General features: G+C 52.6%; 22 protein-coding genes. 16 read left to right on the forward strand and 6 right to left on the reverse strand.

Annotation, left to right across the window (positions count from 1 at the left end; genetic code table 11):
- Window positions 1-31 precede the first annotated feature (31 nt).
- Entirely contained in the window at window positions 32-2491 is a 2460-nt protein-coding gene (pheT, locus tag B156_RS0124350; RefSeq protein ID WP_018622416.1) for a phenylalanine--tRNA ligase subunit beta, read from the reverse strand.
- A gap of 110 nt (window positions 2492-2601) precedes the next feature.
- Window positions 2602-3246 carry a DUF1684 domain-containing protein gene (locus B156_RS0124355; protein ID WP_018622417.1) on the reverse strand — a complete coding sequence of 215 codons (645 nt, stop codon included), beginning with the start codon at window positions 3244-3246 and terminating at the stop codon, window positions 2602-2604.
- 244 nt (window positions 3247-3490) lie between these two features.
- Here B156_RS0124355 and B156_RS0124360 point away from each other — a divergent pair, with 244 nt between their 5' ends.
- The 9 genes from B156_RS0124360 to B156_RS0124400 all read left to right on the forward strand — a co-directional run bounded on the left by B156_RS0124360 (window position 3491) and on the right by B156_RS0124400 (window position 12851).
- Window positions 3491-3898 carry a sugar 3,4-ketoisomerase gene (locus tag B156_RS0124360; protein ID WP_018622418.1) on the forward strand — a complete coding sequence of 136 codons (408 nt, stop codon included), beginning with the start codon at window positions 3491-3493 and terminating at the stop codon, window positions 3896-3898.
- On the forward strand, window positions 3895-4983 hold the full coding sequence (locus B156_RS0124365) for a DegT/DnrJ/EryC1/StrS family aminotransferase (protein ID WP_018622419.1): 1089 nt from the start codon (window positions 3895-3897) through the stop codon (window positions 4981-4983). Before B156_RS0124360 ends, B156_RS0124365 begins: the two co-directional genes overlap by 4 nt.
- A 13-nt stretch (window positions 4984-4996) precedes the next feature.
- Window positions 4997-5899 (forward strand): glycosyltransferase family 2 protein, encoded by a 903-nt coding sequence (locus B156_RS0124370; RefSeq protein ID WP_018622420.1) that lies wholly within the window; start codon window positions 4997-4999, stop codon window positions 5897-5899.
- A 130-nt stretch (window positions 5900-6029) separates the two neighbouring features.
- Window positions 6030-8267: a S9 family peptidase gene (locus tag B156_RS0124375; RefSeq protein ID WP_018622421.1), complete on the forward strand. Its 2238-nt coding sequence runs from the start codon at window positions 6030-6032 to the stop codon at window positions 8265-8267.
- 54 nt (window positions 8268-8321) lie between these two features.
- Window positions 8322-9089 (forward strand): class I SAM-dependent DNA methyltransferase, encoded by a 768-nt coding sequence (locus B156_RS0124380; RefSeq protein ID WP_018622422.1) that lies wholly within the window; start codon window positions 8322-8324, stop codon window positions 9087-9089.
- 83 nt (window positions 9090-9172) lie between these two features.
- Window positions 9173-9766, forward strand: a complete 594-nt coding sequence (locus B156_RS0124385; RefSeq protein WP_018622423.1) for a riboflavin synthase — start codon at window positions 9173-9175, stop codon at window positions 9764-9766.
- 70 nt (window positions 9767-9836) lie between these two features.
- Window positions 9837-10610 carry a PASTA domain-containing protein gene (locus B156_RS0124390; protein WP_018622424.1) on the forward strand — a complete coding sequence of 258 codons (774 nt, stop codon included), beginning with the start codon at window positions 9837-9839 and terminating at the stop codon, window positions 10608-10610.
- Between the two features lie 29 nt (window positions 10611-10639).
- Window positions 10640-12541 carry a T9SS type A sorting domain-containing protein gene (locus tag B156_RS0124395; RefSeq protein ID WP_018622425.1) on the forward strand — a complete coding sequence of 634 codons (1902 nt, stop codon included), beginning with the start codon at window positions 10640-10642 and terminating at the stop codon, window positions 12539-12541.
- Between the two features lie 16 nt (window positions 12542-12557).
- The gene (locus B156_RS0124400) at window positions 12558-12851 is read left to right on the forward strand and encodes a rhodanese-like domain-containing protein (RefSeq protein WP_018622426.1); all 294 of its coding nucleotides are present in this window, start codon (window positions 12558-12560) and stop codon (window positions 12849-12851) included.
- A gap of 96 nt (window positions 12852-12947) precedes the next feature.
- Here B156_RS0124400 and miaA read toward each other — a convergent pair whose 3' ends face one another.
- The gene (gene miaA / locus B156_RS0124405) at window positions 12948-13850 is read right to left on the reverse strand and encodes a tRNA (adenosine(37)-N6)-dimethylallyltransferase MiaA (RefSeq protein ID WP_040586310.1); all 903 of its coding nucleotides are present in this window, start codon (window positions 13848-13850) and stop codon (window positions 12948-12950) included.
- Between the two features lie 215 nt (window positions 13851-14065).
- Between miaA and B156_RS0124410 the strand changes: the two genes are divergently transcribed.
- From B156_RS0124410 to B156_RS0124440, 7 genes are all read left to right on the forward strand, one after another.
- Complete coding sequence (locus B156_RS0124410; RefSeq protein ID WP_018622428.1) at window positions 14066-14767, forward strand: phosphatase; 702 nt, start codon at window positions 14066-14068, stop codon at window positions 14765-14767.
- Window positions 14768-14824: 57 nt separating this feature from the next.
- Complete coding sequence (kdsB, locus tag B156_RS0124415; RefSeq protein WP_018622429.1) at window positions 14825-15589, forward strand: 3-deoxy-manno-octulosonate cytidylyltransferase; 765 nt, start codon at window positions 14825-14827, stop codon at window positions 15587-15589.
- A 62-nt stretch (window positions 15590-15651) separates the two neighbouring features.
- Window positions 15652-16332 carry a thiamine diphosphokinase gene (locus B156_RS0124420; RefSeq protein WP_018622430.1) on the forward strand — a complete coding sequence of 227 codons (681 nt, stop codon included), beginning with the start codon at window positions 15652-15654 and terminating at the stop codon, window positions 16330-16332.
- An 89-nt stretch (window positions 16333-16421) separates the two neighbouring features.
- A complete protein-coding gene (locus tag B156_RS0124425) occupies window positions 16422-17216 on the forward strand; it encodes a sialate O-acetylesterase (RefSeq protein ID WP_018622431.1) in 795 nt (264 codons plus the stop codon).
- Between the two features lie 88 nt (window positions 17217-17304).
- On the forward strand, window positions 17305-18576 hold the full coding sequence (locus tag B156_RS0124430) for an MFS transporter (protein WP_018622432.1): 1272 nt from the start codon (window positions 17305-17307) through the stop codon (window positions 18574-18576).
- Between the two features lie 21 nt (window positions 18577-18597).
- Window positions 18598-19845: an MFS transporter gene (locus tag B156_RS0124435; RefSeq protein ID WP_018622433.1), complete on the forward strand. Its 1248-nt coding sequence runs from the start codon at window positions 18598-18600 to the stop codon at window positions 19843-19845.
- Between the two features lie 114 nt (window positions 19846-19959).
- A complete protein-coding gene (locus B156_RS0124440; protein ID WP_018622434.1) occupies window positions 19960-20361 on the forward strand; it encodes a hypothetical protein in 402 nt (133 codons plus the stop codon).
- Window positions 20362-20412: 51 nt separating this feature from the next.
- Here the strand turns inward: B156_RS0124440 and B156_RS0124445 are convergent, their stop codons facing one another.
- The 3 genes from B156_RS0124445 to pdxH all read right to left on the reverse strand — a co-directional run bounded on the left by B156_RS0124445 (window position 20413) and on the right by pdxH (window position 23038).
- On the reverse strand, window positions 20413-20634 hold the full coding sequence (locus B156_RS0124445) for a DUF6814 family protein (protein ID WP_018622435.1): 222 nt from the start codon (window positions 20632-20634) through the stop codon (window positions 20413-20415).
- 45 nt (window positions 20635-20679) lie between these two features.
- Complete coding sequence (locus B156_RS0124450) at window positions 20680-22242, reverse strand: MFS transporter (RefSeq protein ID WP_018622436.1); 1563 nt, start codon at window positions 22240-22242, stop codon at window positions 20680-20682.
- Window positions 22243-22396: 154 nt separating this feature from the next.
- Window positions 22397-23038, reverse strand: a complete 642-nt coding sequence (pdxH, locus tag B156_RS0124455; RefSeq protein ID WP_018622437.1) for a pyridoxamine 5'-phosphate oxidase — start codon at window positions 23036-23038, stop codon at window positions 22397-22399.
- Window positions 23039-23110 lie beyond the last annotated feature (72 nt).

Consider the following 23110-nt stretch of genomic DNA (forward strand, 5'->3'; position numbering starts at 1 on the left):
AATACTGGTTATTCCGTCATTCATCCGCTCTTTATTTTCTGATTACGGCATCCAGTTCCTGTTCAAAAGCGGCCATGAGCCGTTGCATCGTTTTGTCGATGGTTGTGTCGGTAAGGGTTTGGGTCGGGTCCTGCAACAGGAAGCTGACCGAGTAGGATTTTTTACCATCGCCCAACGTCTCCCCTTCATACACATCGAAGACATTGACAGACCGTAATAATTTCCGCTCCGTCTGCCGGGCGAGCCGACTGATTTGCTCAAAAGTAACCCCCTTGTCGAGAACAAGCGACAAATCGCGCCGTACGTCCGGAAAGCGTACGACCTCTTCGTAACGCGCTTTGGTCGTAGTCAGTTTGAGCAGGGCCTGCCAGTCAAAGTCGGCGTAAAAGACCGGCTGTTTCAGGTCCACCAGCTTCGCTAGCTTAGGTTGAACCAGGCCCAGACTCACCAATGGCTTTTTATTCACCAGGTAGGTTAGGCCATACTGGAACAGCGTTGGGTCTGCGGGTTGCGTTTCGAACGCTTTAACCCGGAACAGGTTAAGGACAAGCTGCACGGCAAAAGCCAAATCGTGGTATGCAACCGGCTGATTTTTCTGCAGCCAGCTTTCGGGATACTTATTGCCCGTGAGGGCTATACTCAACCGGCTTTGCTCGTTGTACTTCGTAGTCCCGTCCTCCAGGGTCACGTGATTATACACCTTACCCAACTCAAAGACCTTCAAATCCTTCTGCCGACGGTTCAGGTTGTACACCAGTGTTTCAAGGGCTGAAAACAACATCGTTTGCCGCATCACCGATAAATCATCACTCAATGGGTTGAGTAACCTCACATCGGCACCCGACAACGACGCCCGGATGGCATCATGGTAAGCCGGTCGGGTCAATGACAGCGTCACGATCTCGTAAAAACCATTGGCCGCCAGTAACTGAGCCACCCGGCTTCTCCACTGGTCGGGGTCAGTTTTAGGAAATCCGGAGAGGGACTCGGCAGACAGGTTTACCGAAAGAGGCACGTTATCCAGCCCGTAGATTCGCAGGATTTCTTCAATGACATCGGCCTCACGGGTCACGTCTACGCGGTAAGGCAGCACGATAGCCACGAATCCATCCGCGCTTTGTTCGTCGGCCCGAATATCCAGGGCTTCCAGAATACGGTGAATCTCGGTATGCTCAATGGCAATACCAATCAACCGGTCGATGTTGCGGTACCGAACGGGCACCCGGAACGGTTCAACCGGGTTCGGATACAAATCCGTTATCTCCGAACTCACCGTACCACCCGCTACCTCCTGAATCAGGAGGGCCGCCCGTTTCAGGGCAAACACCGGCATATTAGGGTCGGTGCCCCGCTCAAACCGGAACGATGCATCCGTTTTCAGGCCGTGATGCTGCGCCGTTTTACGGACGGAGGTAGCCGAGAAGTAAGCGGATTCCAGAAAGATACTGGTCGTTTGCGCCGACACGCCGGAAAACTGCCCACCAAACACGCCCGCAATGCACATCGGTTTTTCGGCATCGCAAATCATCAGGTCAGTAGCCGTCAGTTTGCGCTCTACGCCATCCAGGGTCACAAAGGGCGTGCCTTCGGGCAGGGTCTTGATAATGACCTGTCGGCCCGCAATTTTGTCCGCATCGAACGCATGGAGCGGTTGACCCAGATCGTAGCAAACAAAATTCGTTATATCGACAATGTTGTTAATTGGGTTCAGGCCAATGGCAAGCAGTCGTCTTTTCAACCAGTCGGGGGATTCACCCACGGTCAGGCCACTAATGGTCAACCCCGTGTAGCGTGGACAGGCAGCCACATCCTCCACGCGTACATCGAGCGTAAGGCTGGTGTTATGAACGGCAAACGAATCGACGGATGGCAGCGTCAACGGTCGATTCAGCACTGCTTTCAAATCGCGGGCCGTTCCTAAATGGGAAGCCGCATCAATTCGGTTGGGGGTCAGGCCAATAGCAATCTGGTAGTCGGCTTCGAGGTTGAAGTACCGGGCGGCTGGTGTTCCATTGGGCAGTTGGGACGCCGGACCGTTCGGGTCGAGCACCATGATACCGGCGTGTGAGGTACCCAGCCCTATTTCGTCCTCCGCGCAAATCATCCCTTCCGAGGCAGCCCCGCGAATTTTGGCTTTTTTAATCTGGAAAGGAGGTGCGGCATTCCCATCGCCTGAACTGGGGTACAGCGTGGCCCCTACCAGCGCCACTATCACCCGTTGTCCGACCGCTACGTTGGGGGCTCCACACACAATAGACAGCGGTTGCCCGGTGCCTACATCCACCGTAGTCAGGCTTAGTTTATCGGCATCCGGGTGCCGTTCGCAGGTGAGTACTTCGCCGAGTACGACACCCTCCAAACCACCGGGTACGGCGTCAATTTTTTCAATTCCTTCTACTTCAAGGCCCGTTGACGTTAGCAGTTTACCAATCTCTTCGGGAGATTCTGATAAGTCAATGAACGCTTGCAACCAGTTATACGAAACTTCCATACGGGGGCAATACAGATTCAGATAAGGACCGCAAAGTTAGCCAATTGCTTGATTGACTATGGGCACCTTTCATGAATTGACTGCAAAAAAGCGATTCACCTCCTGTTTTTCTAGTCGTGCGAAGTATATTTCTCTCCGGCTTCTACCGCAACAGGCAGGGAGTTTTCGGCGGGAGGTAATGGGCAGGAATAACCCGGATTATACGCGCAATAGGGATTATACGCGGTATTGAAATCAAGGATAACCTGATTGTCGGTTAGCGCAGCTTCATCGAGTTCAAGATACCGCCCTCCCCCATAGGTTGTCTTGCCCGATGTGGCATCACGAAACAGAATGGAGTAGGTATTATCAACTTTTACGATGAGTAGTCGGCAGGTCTCGTCCTGTAAACGAAACACGGCGTGGGCAAATTTCTCGTACACTTCCTCTTTGCCATCACTCATCCTCACAACGAGTTTCTGGGTTTTATCAGCAAAGGGTTCAAGCCGGGCAACAACCCGATAGGCGGGGTCGGGCGCAAAATAAGCCAGACTGGTAAACCCTTTTTTGTCGAGAAGGGGTGATTCGGCGTCGCTTAGAAAGAACTGGTCTTTTTTCGTTCGCTTCTCCTCCAGCTGTTGTCGGTACGTTTCGGGATTAACCACATCTGCCAACCCCCCGACAGACGTGGTAGCGCTCCCATCGAAGAAAGAGTAATACAGTACGATCGCGATAACCAGGAAGAGACCAGTTAGGAAAAATTTATTTTTTATCATTACTGCAATTAATTTTTGATTGGCAAACAATGAACGCCAATAACAAAGTAAAAGTCAAATTATGCATTTTTGCACGAAAGGGTAGAGTAAAGTAGTTTATCTTGCTCTTACCATACCCTACCTGTTCTGCTTGCAAACCATCCTGTCTGCATTAATAATAATACACCTGCTTTATACTTTAATTCATTTTTAATACATTTATAAGCTAGAATCCCAGCCCCACTTCATCGGTAACTTTTGGCCAATGGCAAAACTTTACGAGCTAAAAACGGTAACATCAGCTAACGGAAACCTAACCGTTTTCGAAGGAATCATTCCCGGTACCATCCAGCGGGTATTTTTTATATACGAAGCAGGCAACTCCGTCCGGGCTGGGCACCGACACCACCGGGCCTGTAATGCTCTCGTCTGCCTGGCGGGTAGCTGCCGGGTGTATAGTCATAATGGTCAGGAAGAAACAATATTTCAGCTCACCAATCCCCAGCAGTGCCTGGTGCTTGAACCCGAAGACTGGCATGTGATGGATGAATTCTCCGACGATGCTATCCTGCTGGTTGTTTCGAATGAGCTGTACGACAAAGACGATTACATCTACGAACCCTATCCCAACAGTCAGCAGTTCAATATAGTATCCATGGCTATTTCAGGATGATCCCATTTCTGGACCTGAAGCGCATCAATGAGCCGCATCAGATAGCTATTCAAACAGCTATCGAGCGCGTTAGTCAATCGGGCTGGTACATCCTGGGACGCGAAGTCGAATCTTTTGAACGACAGTTTGCTCAGTATTGCCAGTCAGACTATTGCATCGGCGTTGCCAATGGGCTGGATGCCCTGACACTGGTATTAAAAGCCTGGAATTTCCCCGTCGGCAGCGAGGTCATTGTGGCTTCCAACGCGTATATCGCGTCGGTGCTAAGCATTACCCATGCGGGACTAACGCCCGTTCTGGTTGAACTCGATCCGCAAACGTACCTGATTGATCCAACCCGTATCGGAGCGGCTATCACTGAGCGCACCCGCGCCATTATGACCGTTCATCTGTACGGACGTTGCTGTGATATGGACTCTATCAACCGACTGGCGCAACGCTACAACCTGAAAGTACTGGAAGATGCGGCTCAGGCACACGGGGCACTGTACCCGTCGGGCCGGGCGGGTAATTTGGGCGATGCGGCTGCCTGGAGTTTTTATCCCAGTAAAAACCTGGGAGCGCTGGGCGATGCGGGTGCTGTCACCACCAATGATGAGTCACTCGCCCGGCAGCTCCGGGCATTACGAAATTACGGTTCATCGCAGAAATACGTGAATGATTACCGGGGCCATAACAGCCGCCTTGACGAACTACAGGCGGCTATCCTCTCGGCAAAACTCCCTTTCCTCGATCAGGAAAATAACCGCCGACGGGAAATAGCCCGGCATTATCTGAGGGAACTGAAGAACCCGGCCATCACCTTACCCCCCGCCGACCAGATTACGCAGGATGTGTGGCATTTGTTCGTCATCAGGCATCCCCGGCGCGATGCGTTACGGGCTTATCTGCACGACCGGGGTATCGGCTCGGATATTCACTACCCCACACCACCCCATCGTCAGAAAGCGTATCCGGAGTTGGCTCAGTTGTCCTTTCCACTAGCCGATGCACTACACGGGGAAGTGCTGAGTTTACCGCTCAACCCTGCTCTGACCGATGACGAGGTTGCGTACATTGTGGACGTGATTAACCAATTCACCTGACGTACCCCGTCTTATGCGACTATCTATTGTTATACCGGTCTACAACAGCGAACGAACGATTGGCCCGTTGGTGGAGCAATTGCAGGTCTGTCTGGCCGAACAAACAATTGAGATTGTACTGGTTAATGATGGCAGTAGAGATAACTCGGAATCCGTTTGTCGGCAGCTGGCCACCCGCTACAGCACCGTTCGGTTTGTATCGCTACGCCGGAATTTTGGCGAATTCAACGCCGTGCTCTGTGGGTTGAATCATACGACCGGTCAGTACGCCGTTATTATCGACGACGATTTTCAGAACCCGCCCGAAGCCATTAATACCCTCGTTGATACCGCCGAAGCGGGTCAGTTCGATGTGGTTTACAGCCGATACGCCCAAAAGCAACACCACTGGTTTCGGAATCTGGGGAGTTGGCTGGTCAACACCCTGACAACTTATTCCCTGGACAAACCCCGCGACCTGTACCTGTCCAGTTTTAAAGTAATCCGGCGGGAAGTAATCAACGAAATCATCCGGTACCGGGGACCCTACCCCTACATCGACGGGCTGATATTTCGGGTGACCCGCAACGTAGGTAGTGTGGAAGTGCCGCATAACTCCCGCGCCGACGGTCGTTCGACTTACACGTTTCGGAAGCTCGTATCCCTGTTTCTGAACGTTTTCATCGGGTATTCCCTTTGGCCAATCCGCGTGTTCACCGTGTTGGGGGCCTTGTTATGTGGGCTTGGCTTGCCGACTGGCTTACTGTTGCTGGTCGGAGCCCTGACCGACACATACGTTCCAACAGGGGTAGCTCTTGTTCTTTGGGCCATTGGCACCAGTACAGGCGTAATCCTGCTTTTTCTGGGTATCCTGGGCGAATACCTCGGCAAGCTGTTTATGGCCTACAGTGGGTTGCCCCCCTACGTAGAAAAATAAGTATTGAGCGAGTGTTTCGACTTCAGTTATTCTCAGTTATCTAATTTCTTACTAACTTTTGGCTATGATACTGGCAACAATTTTCAGGTATACGCTATTAATCAGCCTTTTAGTAAGCGTGTCGGGTACAATGCTGGCGCAGGGACGTCTGGCCGACTATCAACGGTCGGAAGCACTGAAAACAAAACTGAAGGACAAGGTTTACAATGCCCCACAACAGGTGAACTGGACGAAGAATGGTAGCCGTAGCTGGTACACCATCCAGACGGCACGGGGCAAAGAGTTTGTGGTGGTCGATCCGAAACAGAAAACCCGGCAACTGGCCTTCAATCAGGAGCAGCTGGCAAAGAAACTAACGGAAGCCACCGGCAGGAAGATTACCCCTTACAACCTGCCTTTTTCTACGCTGACATTCGGCAAAGAGGATAAGTCCATTGAGTTTGTAGCCGAAGGGTTCACCTGGCAATATGGGCCGGGGAATGATAGCAGTGGTACGTTAGCCTTCAGCAAAAAGGGGCCATTTCGGGTTGAACCAACCGACCGGCGTTACTGGGGTGCCAGCAACGGTGAACTGAGCGACAAACCCGTTCCGTCGCCCGACAGCAGCCAGACGGCTTATATTAAAAATTATAACCTCTACGTTCGTTCCGAAAAAACGAAGCAGGAGCGGCAGTTTAGTTTTGATGGGTCGGAGGGCGATTACTACGCCAGCACCATTCTCTGGTCGCCCGATTCAAAAAAAATCGTTACGAATAAAATCAGGCCGAACACCAAACACCTGATTTACTTCGTCCGCTCTTCCCCCGACGACCAGCTACAACCGAAACTTGAAAACCGTGAATACCCCAAACCGGGCGATGCGCTGCCAATGCGACGACCCCAACTTTTTCTGGTCAACGAGGGCAGGCAACTTCCAGTTGATGATGCGTTGTTCAATCAGCAGTTCAGTCTGTCGCGGATGGAGTGGCGCAAAGACAGCCGTGGCTTTACCTTCGAATACAATCAGCGCGGCCACCAGGTTTACCGGGTGCTGGAAGTCAGTGCGGCTACCGGGCTTGTCAGGCCATTGGTGGAGGAACAGAGTAAAACGTTCATCGACTATAGTGGTAAACGCTACCGCTATGATCTGAATGATGGCAAAGAAATGATCTGGGCATCGGAACGTGACGGATGGAATCACCTGTACCTGATCGACGGCACGACGGGGCAGATAAAAAAACAATTGACCAAAGGCGAGTGGGTAGTTAGAAACGTGGTCCATGTCGACACCGCCAGTCGAACGGTTCTATTTGCCGCCAGTGGAAAAACGCCCGGTCAGGACCCGTATTTTGTTCAGTACTACCGCGTCAATCTCGACGGCACCAACCTAAAAGCACTCACAACGGAAGATGCCAACCACGTGGCTACCTTCGCGCCCGATTTTAACACGTTTGTCGATTCCTACTCGCGGGTGGATATGCCCCCCGTAACGGTATTGCGGAGTGCCACCGACGGCTCCGTCCTGATGAAGCTGGAAACCGCCGACATCTCGGAATGGCAAAAAGCAGGTTGGCAAACGCCCGATGTATTCACCGCAAAAGGACGCGACGGTAAAACCGACATCTGGGGTATCATCATACGCCCAACGAATTTTGACCCGGCTAAAAAATACCCGGTCATCGAAAATATCTACGCCGGGCCGCATGGGTCGTTTACCCCCAAGTCATTCATGACCGCCAATCGGTCGATGCACGAACTGGCTGAACTGGGCTTCATTGTGGTGCAGATGGACGGCATGGGCACCTCAAACCGGTCCAAGGCGTTCCAGGACGTATGCTGGAAAAACCTGAAGGATGCGGGTTTCCCCGACCGGATTTTGTGGATGCAGGAAGCCGCCAAAAAGTATCCGTTTATGGACCTGAGCCGGGTGGGCATTTACGGCACGTCGGCAGGTGGGCAGAGTTCGGCCGGGGCTTTGTTGTTCCACCCGGAATTTTACAAAGTTGCCGTGTCATCCTGTGGTTGCCACGACAACCGGATGGACAAAATATGGTGGAACGAACAATGGATGGGCTACCCCATCGGGTCGCAGTACGCCGAGTGTTCCAACGTGGTAAACGCGCACAAACTACAGGGAAATCTGTTGCTGATGGTTGGCGAAGTAGATGATAACGTCGACCCGGCCTCAACGATGCAGGTCGCCGATGCGCTCATCAAAGCCAATAAAGACTTCGACCTGGTGGTATTGCCCGGACTCAGCCACACCTCGGGGGGCGAGTACGGCGAACACAAACGCCGGGACTTCTTCGTGAAGCACCTGCTGGGTATTGACCCGCCCGCCTGGGGTAGTTTAGCCACTGACACGCCCCCGGCCAATACCGGTAAGTAGACATGCCCTTGACCAGAGAACTGCATTGAATACCCGTTTCCCTTATTAGCATCAATGATTGGCCGTTCGGAAGAGTACGCGAAAATGTTTGAACTGGAGGGCCAGTTATGGTGGTATCGCAGCCTGCACGAGCGGGTGGAAACAGCGTTACTCAATCAGTTTGGCAACCGCCGGGACATGCGTGTGCTGGATGCCGGATGTGGCACGGGTGGTATGCTGGAATTCCTGCGAAAGCGGGGCTATACAGACCTGCGGGGCATTGACGGGTCAGACGATGCGGTAACGTTTTGCTACGAACGCGGGCTTTCGGTTACGAAGGTAGATTTAAAATACCTGGCTGATTTTGAACCGAAAACCCAATACGATGCCATCATCTGCAACGACGTTTTCTGCTATTTCACCGGGTTAGAACTCCCTCCGCTACTGGCTGCACTGGCCCACCGGCTAAAACCGGATGGCGTGCTCATTACCAACAATAACGCGTTCAATAGCTTCCGGGGGCAACACGACATTGCCGTAGGTATTCTCCGTCGCTTCGTGCTGGCTGATTTTACCCCTCTGATGCCAGCCGCCGGGTTACAAATCAGCCAGTCTATTTACTGGAGTTTTCTGTTATCGCCCCTAATTTTAGCGATGCGTCAATGGCAGCGACTTGGCTTGGCCCTGGGCTGGCAAACCACCGAAACAGCCAAATCTGACGTGTATTTACCCAGTGCCTGGCTCAACGAAACCCTTTATCGGGTATCCCACACCGAACAAAAACTATTTGCCCGAACCCCCTTCGGCAGTTCCTTGTTGATGGTGTTAAAAAAAAGTCAGTAAAAGTTGTAAGCCATAAGTAACTGACGCCTTAACAATACGTTGATTCAACCCACTTGCGGCTTTTACGACTACTGTCAAATCCCATGTTTACAGGTATTATTGAAACGACCGGCCGGGTATCGGCCATCGAAGCAGACGGCACCAACCTCATCTTTCGCATCGAGTCTACGCTGGCCCCCGAACTAACAGTCGACCAGAGTGTCAGTCACAACGGTATTTGCCTGACGGTTACCAGCGTTGCCGATGACAGTTACACCGTAACGGCGGTGGATGAAACCCTCAAAAAAACCAATCTGGGCCAAATCAAGCCCGGCGGCCGCGTAAACCTGGAGCGTTGTATGCCCGCCAGTGGCCGCTTCGATGGGCACATTGTACAGGGGCACGTCGACCAGACGGGTATCTGCACCAATGTGCAGGATATGGATGGCAGTTGGCTATTCGATTTTCAGTACGTACCGGATACGTCTGGCAATGTAACGGTCGAAAAAGGGTCGATTTGTATCAATGGTGTGAGTTTAACCGTTTTCAACTCACAACCCGACCAGTTTCGGGTGACGATTATTCCCTACACCTACGACCACACCACGTTTGGTGATTTGCGGGTTGGGGACACGGTCAATCTGGAGTTCGATATAATTGGGAAGTACATAAAAAAAATGCTTGGAAGCTACCAGTGAGAAGGTGTTTAGGATTATACTACTTTTGTGACGTAAGCGTACCGATGGCCTTAACCACTCCTGCTCCCAAATGACGAAAATCAGCACCCGCTCTTTTCTTGACCTGCTGATTCACATTGGCATTATAGTCGCTCTCGTAGCCACTCTGTTTCTGGTGTTTTTCTTTCTTTATCTGCCTTTCACCACCAAACACGGGCAAACCATTACGGTACCCGACGTGACCCGCCAGAGTCTGGACGAAATGCAAAACCTGCTGGACGACCGGAATCTACGCTACGAGGTCAGCGACTGCACCTACGTAGCTGGTTCCCAGCCGCTGACCGTTATCCAGCAATACCCCCGCCCCAATGCCAAAGTGAAAGAAGGCCGGAAGGTATACCTGACCATTACCAAACGGGTAGCCCCAATGGTACAGATGCCAAATCTGGTCAGCCTGACGCTTCGCAGTGCCCAGTTGAACCTCAAATCAATGGACCTGGTTGTCGGCGAACCTATTTACGTTCCCGACATCGCCAAAAACGCGGTGCTTCGACAACTGTACAATGGCAAGGAAATAAGCCCCGGAACGCCCGTACCAAAAGGCGCACAAATTGACCTGGAAGTGGGCGATGGCCTGGGAAGTACCATGTTCGCCATTCCGGACGTTGTAGGACTGCCCTTCGATGAGGCAGAGGCCGCCATCCGGGGGTCCAGTCTGAAAGTTGGCACGAAAATTTCAGTGGAAGACCCGGAAAAGGAAGTTGGCACCGTTGTAAAACAACGACCAGCAGCCCGGTCCGGCGAACGCATTCGTGTGGGCGAAACAATGGATTTGTGGATTGTGGGCCCTATCGACCCAAATTGATTAACCTATTTCCGGCACCAACCGCCCCAATGAGCATTTCGCCACCAAATCAGCCGTTTATCGTATCACTCCGACAACTCTTGTGCGGAATTGTGCTGGTTTTTGGCGTTCTGCGGGCAGCAATGGCCGATGCCCAGACCGCCCTGCAACTGCCGTTTTTCGAGGATTTTACGGCCTCCGTATACCGATCTGGTTCTGAACGGCCCGACCCGAAACTCTGGCAGGCGGGCAGTGGGGTTTACATCAACAACACGATGGCCTACAACCAGCCTACACAAAATGTGGCTACGTTCGATGGATTACAGGCTAACGGTCGTCCTTACGTACGGGATAACCCGCTGGACCAGGGCTATACCGATACCCTGGAGTCGAGGCCCATCAACCTGTCGGGGCTGTCGGCTGCCAATGGCGTGTATCTTAGTTTTTACTGGCAGATAAAGGGACTCGGCGAACTACCCGACCCCGGCGATACCCTGACCAAATTACCGGGTGTTCCCCCCACGTTACAGCCCGGCGACTCCCTCACCTTACAGTTTCGGGATGTTTCGGGCAACTGGAAAACGGTATGGGCGCGGGTAGGCGGTCAGGCGGATAGTTTGTTCAATCAGGTATTCGTTCCCGTAACAAACGCTGCTTATTTATACGGGAATTTTGCGTTTCGCTTCCGTTCCTTTGGTCGGCGTTCCGGTCCGTTCGATACCTGGCATGTCGATTACATTTACCTCAATCAGGGCCGGTCAGCGAACGATAGGTTCATAAAAGACCTGGCCACGCGCCGTCAGCTTAGCCCGCTATTGAAACGCTACACGGCCATGCCGCTTTCCCAGTACAAAATAAGAGGGACGGCTGAGCTGGCGGATTCGGTTACGACCGACATCAGTAACCTGTTCAATAATTTCAACCGAACCAGTGTCGGTTTTGGGGTTTACAGCGGTGCTTCGACGGTTTTACAATATGATACGCTGTTCACTCAGATTGCCGCGCTGGGATCAAAGCAACTGGCCTTCAAACCAACACCCCGCCTGCCAGCCACGGCGGATACCAGTTTTCAGTTACGCTACGAAGTCGCACTGAAAACCAGTGATAACGAAAATCCGATTTTCCAGCGCGACCCGCTCACACTGCTCCGAAACGACACCATTACTGCCGTGGCGACGCTCAATAATTATTACGCCTACGACGATGGGTCGTGGGAATACGCCCAGCAAATACGGCAGCGGGAACAGATTGCCGTGCGCTTCATTTTGAACAAGCCGGATACTATTGGCAGCGTTCGGCTTTGTGTCGTGCCTTTCTCCAAAGACCAGACGGGGCAATCCTTCGTCATGACGGTTTATACCAACACCAACGGGAAGCCGGGAGCCGCCCTCTACCAGCAATCGTTCCAGACGCAGTATCCAGCCACCCGAAACGGATTCATCGAGTACCGGTTCACCCGGAACATCATCGTAAAAGACACGTTCTACGTGGGTTACCAGCAAATTAGCAGTAGCGACACAACCTTCCTGCGGTTGGGATTTGACAAGAATAGTCCGTTTGGGGCCAATATTTTTTATAATGGCGGGTCTAACTGGGAGCAAAATCTGCAACGAGGGCCCAATGGCTCTCCGTCTTCTTTGCAGGTACCGGGGGCCTTCATGCTCCGGCCGGTGATGGGCGCGAAGAGGGCCGTTGTTACAGCCATAAATGAACCGGAACCAGTAGTACCGCTACAAGCCTACCCAAATCCAACAACGGGGCTTATTTACTGGGACAACACCAAAATAACCCGCGTGGAAGTGATAAACCGCAGTGGACAGATGCTCCTGACCCATGTTCCGGCTCGCGGCCAGCAAACCCTGGACCTGAGTCACCTGCCCGATGGTTTCTACCTGCTCCGGCTCTTTGTCGACCAGCGGGCCGTGGTGCAGAAACTGATTATTCAACACTAAACTAACCGACAACACTATGGATATTACCGTACAGGAATTGAAAGAAAGACTCGATAAGGGCGAGGAGCTGAACATGTTCGACGTTCGTGAACCCAACGAATACGAAGACGACAATATCGGTGCTACCCTGATTCCACTGGGTGATTTACCGTATCGACTTGACGAACTGGAAGGGCTGGAGGATGAGGAAGTCATTGTCCATTGCCGGTCGGGAGCCCGAAGTGCCCGGGCGCAGCAAATTCTGGAAGAGAACGGCTTTTCCAACGTCCGCAACGTTATTGGCGGTATGCTGGCCTACCGGGCGCAGTAGGTAGTATAATGATGAATGATGACCGGGCTGGCGTTCCAGTGATGAGTGATGAGTGATGAGTGATGAATGATTTTACAAAAAACAATTCATCATTCATCATCGCTTCGGCGACTCAATTATCATACCAACAATTGCCGCTTCGTCATCGGGGCTCACCCAGGTGTAGTTGCTCTGGTTACGGAACCAGGTGAGTTGCCGTTTGGCATAGCGCCGGGAGTTGCGTTTCAGTAGTCGCACCATCTCCTCATAGTCGTACTGTCCATCCAGATAAGGAAATACCTCCTGATAGCCAACGGTTTGCAGAGTTGGCAAATCCCGGTAAGGCGACAGAGCGCGGACCTCATCTACCAGACCCGCCCGGAGCATGGCCTCCATCCGGGTATCAATCCGCTCGTACAACTCCGGTCGGGGGCGGTCAAGGGCGACCATAATCGACCGGAACGGACGCTCAGCCGTTTGCTGGCGACGAAACGACGAATAAGGCAGACCCGTCGACAGGCATACTTCCAGCGCCCTCGTGACGCGGATTGGGTTCTGTAAATCGGCAGATTCAGCGTAAACCGGGTCCAGTCGTCGCAATTCCTGCTGAAGCGGCTCTAATCCTTCCTGTTGAAACCGGGCAAGCAACTGTGTCCGTAGTGCCGGATCTACCAGTGGCATATCGTCCAGACCCTTACATACGGCGTTGATATACAGGCCCGTCCCCCCGGATAAAATAACGATGTCCTTCGTTTGAAACAATGTATCCAGCAACGCCAGGCACTCCCGTTCATATCGTCCGGCATTTACGGGGTCGGTGATGGAGTGGGAGTTTATGAAATGATGCCGAACCCCATCCATTTCTTCAGGTCTTGGCTTAGCCGTACCAATCGTCAGTTCGCGGTAGAGTTGGCGGGAATCGGCAGAAACAACGTCAGTTTGCAACGCTTTGGCTAACCGAACGCACAGGGCTGTTTTCCCAACGGCCGTCGGGCCGGCAATAACAAGCAGCGTTTTCAAATGCAGGCGGATTGAATGAGCGATGACGTCTGCAAAATAACGGATAATACGGGAGGCCTTCACCAGATTGTGATGGTGTTTGTAGCATCGGTTCGTATTCCATAAGGGGGCAATTCAATTCGCCCCCTTATGGAATACGAACCGATACGCTCATCAGCTTTTTTTGGCCTCTTCTCCTTACTTTTGGCAAACCATTACGGCAGAAGCCCTCCTTTATGACTGACATTGAACGTATTTTTACAGACCTCGGTGGCCAGTTTATTACCCCCATTGATGCATTGACCCAGAAGTTACGCGCCGTTCGGGCCATCGTGTTCGACTGGGATGGAGTGTTCAACGATGGCATCAAGACCGAATCGGGCAGCAGTTCGTTCAGTGAAGTCGACTCGATGGGGACTAATCTGCTCCGGTTCGGGCTTTGGTTACAGCAGGACAGGCAGCTACCTGTAGCCGCCATTATTACGGGGGTCACGAACACGCAATCCGAAACGCTGGTACGCCGGGAGCATTTCCACGCCAGCTATTCACAGGCAAAACACAAGATTGACGTACTCCGGCACCTGCTCGACCAGCACAACCTACAACCCCACGAGGTAGCGTTTTTCTTCGATGATGCGCTCGACCTATCCGTAGCGGAAGTAGCGGGTGTCCGCATCATGATTCGACGGCAGGCCAATCCCCTGTTCACGCAATTCGTTATCGCCAACGAGCTGGTCGACTACATTACAGGGAGCGAGAGTGGACAATTTGCGGTGCGTGAAGGCTGTGAACTACTGCTGGGTTTGCTGGGAAAATTCGATGAAGTTATGAACGAGCGGCTAAGCTACCACCCCGTTTACAATGACTACTACCAGCAGCGGCAGGCCATTGAACCAACTTATTGGACAGTTGGCCCCGATGGTCCGGAGCCGAAATAAGCAGTCCATAGATAGGCTAATCCAAACCAAAAACCAACCTAACACAAGCATTTACGTATGATAATCGGTGTTATTCCCGCCCGGTACGGCTCAACCCGTTTTCCTGGTAAACCCCTGGCCGACATTGGGGGCAAATCTATGATTCAGCGGGTGCTGGAACAGGCAAAGCAGGCTAAATCGCTGGTAAAAGTCATTGTTGCTACGGATGACGAGCGTATCGCCGAAGCGGTGCGCAGACTGGGCGAAGAGGTCATAATGACCCGCACCGACCATCCCAGCGGCACTGACCGTTGCCAGGAAGCCTACGCCCGGCTGGTTACCGATGGATTGATACCGGGGAGCAACATGGATTACGTTATCAACATTCAGGGCGATGAGCCTTTTGTTGACCCCGCGCAGATTGACGAACTAACGGCCATACTGGACGGAACGGTAGAGCTAGCCACTCAAATGGCAACGGTGGATTCGGCAGCGATGCTCCACGACCCGAAAGAAGCCAAAATTACCATTAACTCCCGGAACGAAGCTCTATATTTCAGCCGCTCGGCCATTCCCTACCTATGGGGCGTTGAGCCAGACCAGTGGCATCGCCATCACGCCTACCACCGCCACGTTGGCCTGTACGCCTACCGCGCCGACATTCTCGGCCAAATCACCCAGCTTTCCCCTTCCCCGCTCGAACAGGCGGAGTCGCTGGAGCAGTTACGCTGGCTGGAAGCAGGGTATCGAATCAAGCTGGTTCCAACCAATTTCCAAACGCCCAGTGTTGATAGTCAAGGTGATATCGATAAAATAATCCGCGACATGGGTTTATCCAGATAATGATACAAATAGCCACTCATCATCTGCTCTCAACGGACAAACCCTATATAGCAAACTGAATTATGTCATCGCACCATATTGTCCGGGACAAACAGGAACCTGCCCTGCTGATTGCCAACGGGGAAGCCTGTTCCTTTGAGTTACTCGGCCAGTTGCTGGAGTGGAATCCGCTGGTAGTGGTGCTGGATAACGCCATCTGGCGGGTGCTGGATTTAGGCATCAAAGTAGATGTACTTCTCGGTGATTTCGATGACGCTACGGCTGGTCGCCGGGGTATTGACCTGGATGCTATCCGGGCGCAACAGTACCCGCTGGACGTTGTTCACGCCCCCGACCAAAACAAAACCGACCTCGACAAAGGCATCGAATACCTGATAGAGCGGGGCTTTCCAGCGGTCAACATTGTGTGGGCAACCGGTCGGCGGGCCGACCATACGTTGACCAACATGACCAATATTGTCCGGTATAAAAACCAGATTCGGATTGTGCTGATCGACGATCACTCTAAAATCTTCCCACTGGTCGGGCGGTTCGAGAAGTGGTACGAAGCGGGCACCCCCCTCTCGCTGATTCCCGTTGGTACCGTAACCGGCTACACCTCAACCGGATTGAAGTATGACCTTCAGGACGCAACGTTAACCCTTGGTCATTTTACCAGCAGCAGCAACGAAGCCGCCCAGGACGGCTTTGTCAGCGTGGAAGCCCAAACCGGCGATCTACTCGTTATGGAATGCTGGGATTAGGGTCATTTTACGCGTAAAAGCAGGTAGAAAAAAGGCATGAAGGCGTTATGGTAGCAGGCTGAACCCTATTGGGTGTCCCGCCAAACCGTATGAAAATTGGTACCAATACCTTAGTGATTAGCCTTACCCTCGTCTGCATGCTCGCTTTCCGGCAGGATGTGCCGCCCAAACTACAGTTGTTCCTGCTCATTGGCCAGTCGAACATGGCCGGGCGGGGTATGCCCGAAGCGGAAGACCAGCAAACTAATCCGCGCATCTGGATGCTGACCAAAGACCTCCACTGGGTAGCGGCCAAAGACCCGATGCACTTCGATAAACCCTCCATTGTGGGTGTAGGGCCGGGGCTAGCGTTTGCTAAACAACTGGCCGATAGGTATCCAAAAATGAACATTGGCCTGATTCCCTGCGCCGTGGGTGGCTCTGGTATCGACGTCTGGAAACCGGGTGCTTATTACGAGCCGACAAAATCACACCCGTATGATGACATGATGCTCCGGGCCAAGAGAGCACTCGAACAGGGTCAGCTGGCGGGGATTCTCTGGCATCAGGGTGAATCGGATTCCAGTCCGGACAAGGCAGGGGTGTACGAAGAAAAACTAACCGAACTGGTGCAACGCCTTCGTCAGGAACTGAATGCTCCTACTGTCCCCTTCGTGGTGGGCACGCTGGGCGACTTTGTGGTAAACCGGAATGCCGATGCCAAAACAGTCAATGAAGCGCTGCAACGGGCTGTCCGGCACATACCCCATGCTTACTGCGTCGTTTCGTCGGGGTTAACCGACAAGGGAGATTCTACTCATTTCGACACGCCCTCGGCCCGCACCTTGGGGCAGCGGTATGCCGATGTGTTTATCCAGAAAAAATTGGTAAGCACCAACCGGTAAAGCAAGAGACTATTCAGGCCTGCTATTGGTTGGCTCTTTCGTATTATTGCACCGTTATTTCAATCCTATTAACCCTTTCTACTGCCGAATGGCTGTTTCACCTGCCCCCTCTCCCAATCGTACGGCCAATTCGGCTGGTTTAGTTAGTATGCCCGTTATCGTGGCTGCTCTGGGTTATTTCGTTGATATTTATGACCTGCTATTGTTTGGCATTGTACGAGTACCCAGCCTGAAAGACCTGGGTCTGACACCAGAACAAATCTCAACCGTTGGTGCCAATATCATCAACTGGCAAATGGGTGGCTTACTACTGGGTGGTATCCTGTGGGGCGTTCTGGGCGACAAGCGGGGGCGTCTCTCGGTCCTGTTTGGCAGTATCATCACCTATTCCATTGCCAACATTGCCTGCGGCTTTATCAAGCAGGTTACGTTCATGGACCCCACCACGTACTACGCCCTGATGCGGTTTATTGCGGGCATCGGACTGGCGGGTGAACTGGGCGCCGGTATCACCCTCGTCAGCGAAATTCTGCCGAAAGAGAAACGGGCTATTGGTACATCGCTGGTAGCAGGTATTGGCCTTTTTGGGGCTGTAGTTGCTTATTTCACCGTCCAACTGTTCGATTGGCAGATGGCGTTTCTGGTCGGGGGCGGTTTGGGCTTTGGCCTGTTACTGCTACGGGTAGGCGTTGTGGAGTCGGGGATGTTTACCGATGTCACCAGCCAGAAACACGTCAACCGGGGGGACTTCTTTTCTTTTTTCACCAATTCAGAACGGTTCTTCCGCTACCTGAGGTGCATTGGTATCGGGCTACCCACCTGGTTCGTTATCGGCATTCTGGCCACGTTCAGTAACGAGTTTGGGAAAGCCCTGGGCATCACCGAAGAAATTCAGCCGGGTCTGGCCATTATGTGGTGCTACGTAGGGCTGGCCGTGGGCGACCTGGCCAGTGGATTCATCAGTCAGGCGCTCGAATCGCGTAAGAAGGCCGTTGTCCTGCTCATGCTTATTTCGCTGGTGTTTAGCCTGGTTTATCTGTACGCCAGGGTTCAAAGTGCCACGTTTCTTTATGTTCTTTGCCTGATTCTGGGATTCGGTATTGGCTACTGGGCCATGTTTGTTACCATTGGGGCCGAGCAGTTTGGCACCAACCTGCGCGCTACGGCCGCTACCACCATACCGAATATGGTGCGAGGTACTGTCATTCTGATGACCAGTCTGTACGGCTACCTGAAGCCGTCACTGGCTACAATCAATGCCGGCGCCGTTGTGGGTTTACTCAGTTTCGCCATTGGGTTCTACTCCATCCTGACCATCGCCGAAACGCACGGCAAAGATTTGAACTACCTGGAAGAGTAATCCCGATTCCGGCAACCCTGCATGCAAACCCTCTCTCCTTCTCCAAATTCCGTTTCGTTCCGTCCGCTCTTTGCGCTGCCGGTCGTCGTGTCTGCACTGGGCTTTTTCGTGGATGTGTACGATATGCTGATATTCAGCATTGTGCGGGTGCCCAGTCTGCAATCGCTGGGAATGACCGAAGCAGAGGTGTCGCAGGCGGGTACGTTTATCCTGAATTTTCAGCAGGCGGGTCTGGTGGTAGGTGGTTTTTTGTGGGGTATCCTGGGCGACAAACGGGGGCGCATGTCGGTCCTGTTTGGCAGTATTCTTACCTATTCACTTACCAACATTGCCTGTGGGTTCGTCCAGGACGTAAACACCTACGCTTTCCTGCGTTTTTTGGCCGGCGTGGGCCTGTCCGGTGAAATTGGCGCAGCTATGGTACTCGTTTCCGAAACCCTGCCCAAAGCGCTCCGAAGCTACGGTTCTTCGGTGGTGGCGGGCATTGGTTACCTCGGGGCCGGGGTAGCTTACCTCACGGTCGAGTACTTCAACTGGCGGATGGCCTTCTGGGTAGGCGGTGGTCTGGGGCTGGCCCTGTTGCTGCTGCGGGTCAGCGTGTTCGAATCAGGCTTGTTCAGTCGGATGAAAACCGAGCATAGGGAGGTGAGTCGGGGTAATCTACTGCATTTTGTCCGTAGCTGGCCGCAAGCGCTCAAATACCTGCGCTTCGTAACGGTAGGAATGCCCACCTGGTTTGTGGTGGGCATTCTGGCTACGTTTGCCAATGAATTCGGTCAGGCACTGGGTATTGCCGACATCGTAAAACCGGGGCGGTGCGTCATGCTGATTTACGTAGGCCTGGCCGGTGGCGACCTGCTCAGCGGCCCACTAAGCCAGTGGCTCCAGTCACGGATAAAAGCCATTACCGGTTTACTCCTGGGTAGTGGGTTGCTCAGTAGCATTTACCTGTTCGGTGGGATTAACACGGCCGAAGGCTTGTACACCATCTGCCTGCTGATTGGTTTTTGTACCGGCTATATTGCCATGTACCTGACGATGGTGGCTGAATCCTACGGGACTAATCTCCGCAATACCGCCACAACTTCGGTGCCCAGTGTGGTACGGGGCACCCTTATTCCCATGACGCTGTTCTTCCAGGCACTGAAACCAACTGTGGGTGCGCTGGTAACGGCCGGTCTGTTAGGTGTCATCGTCTATGGCCTTTGCTTCTGGTCGCTCAGCCAGACGAAAGAAACATTCGGGAGGGATTTGGACTTCGTGGAATAGCAAAAACCGTTCATCATTTCAAAAAACCGCTGCTCCGGAACGACAGCGGCAGGCGGCCCAATCCGCATCATTGAGTTGACAGTTAAAGGTCTTCCATTTAATCCTATCAACTCAATGAAAACGTCCATTAAATCACTCGCCGGTGCCCTGTTGTTGACTGTAGCTCTATCATCATCCGTTCTGGCAATGGATGACCACGGGCACAAAAAAGTTTTCGGTGTAGCCGTATTCCCTACCGTCGATGCCTCAAAACTCTGGGTAGTTCTGGAAAAGTATCAGGCAGAAAACACCGTTAACCTCGTGCTGCTCGACCAGAATGGGAGCGTGTTACACCAGGAAATTTTATTGGGAAAGCGCAGCAAGCGGAACGCCTGTCGCCAGCAGTTCGACATCAGTCAACTGCCCGATGGTAACTACCTGTTCCAGATCACAGCCGGTGCCCAGAAAGAGGAAATTCCGTTTCAACTGGGCACACCTGCCAAAAAGGAGCCAACCCGGCTCATCGCCATCAAGTAAACCGTTCGCACGGGTAAATAGCCGATTCTTTTTTGGCAGAAAAGCAATTGGCTATTTATCATCTTCGTACTCCCCCGCCAGCGCGTATTTGCCGAAAAGAATCAGCCCGCCAACCACAATGGGGACCAGTACGCACAGGATAATCCAGCCAAATACGCGGTCTTCGAGTTTATCGCTGCCTATTTTGGTAATGCTGTCCGTAATCTGGGCGTACCCAACGTAGATGCCGAGTAGTATCCAGACAATGCCAAGGTATTTTTTTAGAGGTTCCATTTCAGGTAAGACGTTAGGAAGAGGAATAAAAGCCGTTGTGTGGCCTTAGTCGGTAACTCGTTTCTTATTCGTGAGGTACACCAGCCCGATCACGAAACACACTCCAGCAACCAGAATGGGATACCAGAGTCCTTCCAGATACGGTTTGTCGACCGAGCCCGGTGCCAATTCGTTGGCTTTTGTGGCGGTGGCAACCAGGGCCGTTGCAATAAACGGCGTCAGCCCTCCAAAAATACCGTTGCCAATGTGGTACGGCAGAGACATTGACGTGTAGCGAATCCGGGTCGGAAACAACTCAACCAGAAAAGCCGCAATGGGGCCGTATACCATAGTGACGTAGATAACCTGGATAAAAACCAGGAAAACCATCAGCCAGAAATCAGGATTGGGTAACGTCATGGCTTTACTCACCTCCGGTTTGCCAACAACCCCCGACTTAGCAGCGGAAATCGTTTTCTCGATGTCCTTCTGAATCAGGCCATCCGAATAAAAATGCGTAGTTGTGGTAGTAGTTGACAGGTCGCCGTTGGGCTGCTTCATCAGTTTTCGGCCAATCGTCCGGGCATCGGTGATTTCCTGTTTCTGAGATACGTCCGTCAGGCTATATAGTTTTTCGTAGATAGGCCGGTAGGTCAGCACGCCCAGCAGCATACCCACCAGCATGATGCCCTTACGCCCGATACGGTCCGACAAACCACCGAAGATGACAAAGAAGGGTGTAGCCGCCAGTAGCGCTACCGCCACAATGATGTTCGACTGCACAAACTCGACATTACAGGCTTTCTGAATAAACGACAGCGCGTAAAACTGCCCCGTGTACCAGATAACGCCCTGCCCGGCTGTGGCACCAAACAGCGCCAGCAGTACTATTTTCAGGTTTTGCTTCTTGCCAAAACTCTCCGCCAGGGGATTTTTAGAGAGATTTCCTTCACTTTTCAATTTAGAGAACAGGGGAGATTCGGCCATCCGTAACCGGATAATGATGGAAACCGCTACCAAAAGAATGGACAGGAGAAACGGTACCCGCCAGCCCCATTCCGCAAATTTTTCCGTCCCCAATGACTCGCGGGTAAGCAGGATTACCCCCAGCGATACAAACAACCCCAAGGTGGCGGTCGTCTGAATAAAGCTGGTATAAAAGCCCCGCCGGCCTTCGGGGGCGTACTCCGCCACGTAGGTAGCCGCTCCGCCGTACTCCCCCCCCAGCGCCAGCCCCTGTACCAGGCGCAGCAGTAGTACCAGCAAAGGTGCCCAGAACCCGATGGTGGCGTAACCCGGAATCAATCCGATAGCAAAGGTTGATCCCCCCATAAGCACCAGCGTAACCAGAAACGTGTATTTACGACCCACCAGATCGCCCAAACGGCCAAAAACCAGGGCACCGAACGGGCGAACGATGAAGCCAGCCGCAAACGTAGCGAGTGTAGAAAGCAGGGCTGCAGTTGGATTATCCTGCGGGAAAAACTGGGTCGACAGGACAGCGGCTAAGCTGCCGAAAATGTAAAAATCATACCATTCGATGAGGGTTCCGACCGATGAAGCCGAAATGACACTAAATAACGTACGGGTAGAAACGTCCTGTTTCGTTTTGGCTTGATTGCCGGCCATAGAGGAAGCGGAAAAGAGATGTGCGCCATCAAAAGAAAGCAGTGTATATATTTTACCGTAGTTTTAAAGAGTGAAAGAATGAAAGAGTAAAAGAGCGAAGCCATCCGGATTACTAGTTCACTCTTTATCTCTTTCATTCTTTCGCTCTTTAAAACTACGGCGACAGCCGTTCGATTAGCCACGCCACGCCTTCTTTCCGATACCGAATCCGGTCATGCAGGCGGCTGGATCGCCCCTGCCAGAACTCGATGGCATCGGGCACTACGCAGAACCCTCCCCAGTATGGCGGGCGCGGGACAAATTGTCCCGCAAACTCCGTTTCCAGTTCCCGCTGCCGATTCTCCAGCACCTCCCGCCCATCGATTACGGTACTTTGGTGTGATACCCAGGCCCCAATCTGGCTGCTCCGCGGGCGACTGGCAAAATACCCGTCCGACACGTCGGAACTCACTTTTTCGACCGTGCCTTCAATGCGTATCTGCCGTTCCAGTTCGGGGTAGAAAAAGGTAAGGGCTGCAAAAGGCTGGCTGGTCAACTCCTTTCCCTTTCGGCTTTCATAATTGGTGTAAAAGACGAAACCCGCATCGGAAACGCCTTTCAAAAGCACTATTCGCCCATCAGGCCGCCCCCCCGCCGACACGGTACTAACGTGCATCGCATTAGGTTCCGGAACATTGGCCTGAACGGCCGCATCGAACCACTGCCGGAACTGGGCAACCGGGTCGGCCAGCACATCAGTGATGTCCAAACCACTTAGTGTATAGTCATTTCGCAGGTCTCGAATGTCAGATGGCATCGTATAAGTGGTGTTTAACGGCTTAACTACAGTACTTTTCGCATTTTATCGTACTTTTGCAAAAGTAATCGG

Source organism: Spirosoma luteum DSM 19990 (assembly GCF_000374065.1).
Lineage (GTDB): Bacteria > Bacteroidota > Bacteroidia > Cytophagales > Spirosomataceae > Spirosoma > Spirosoma luteum.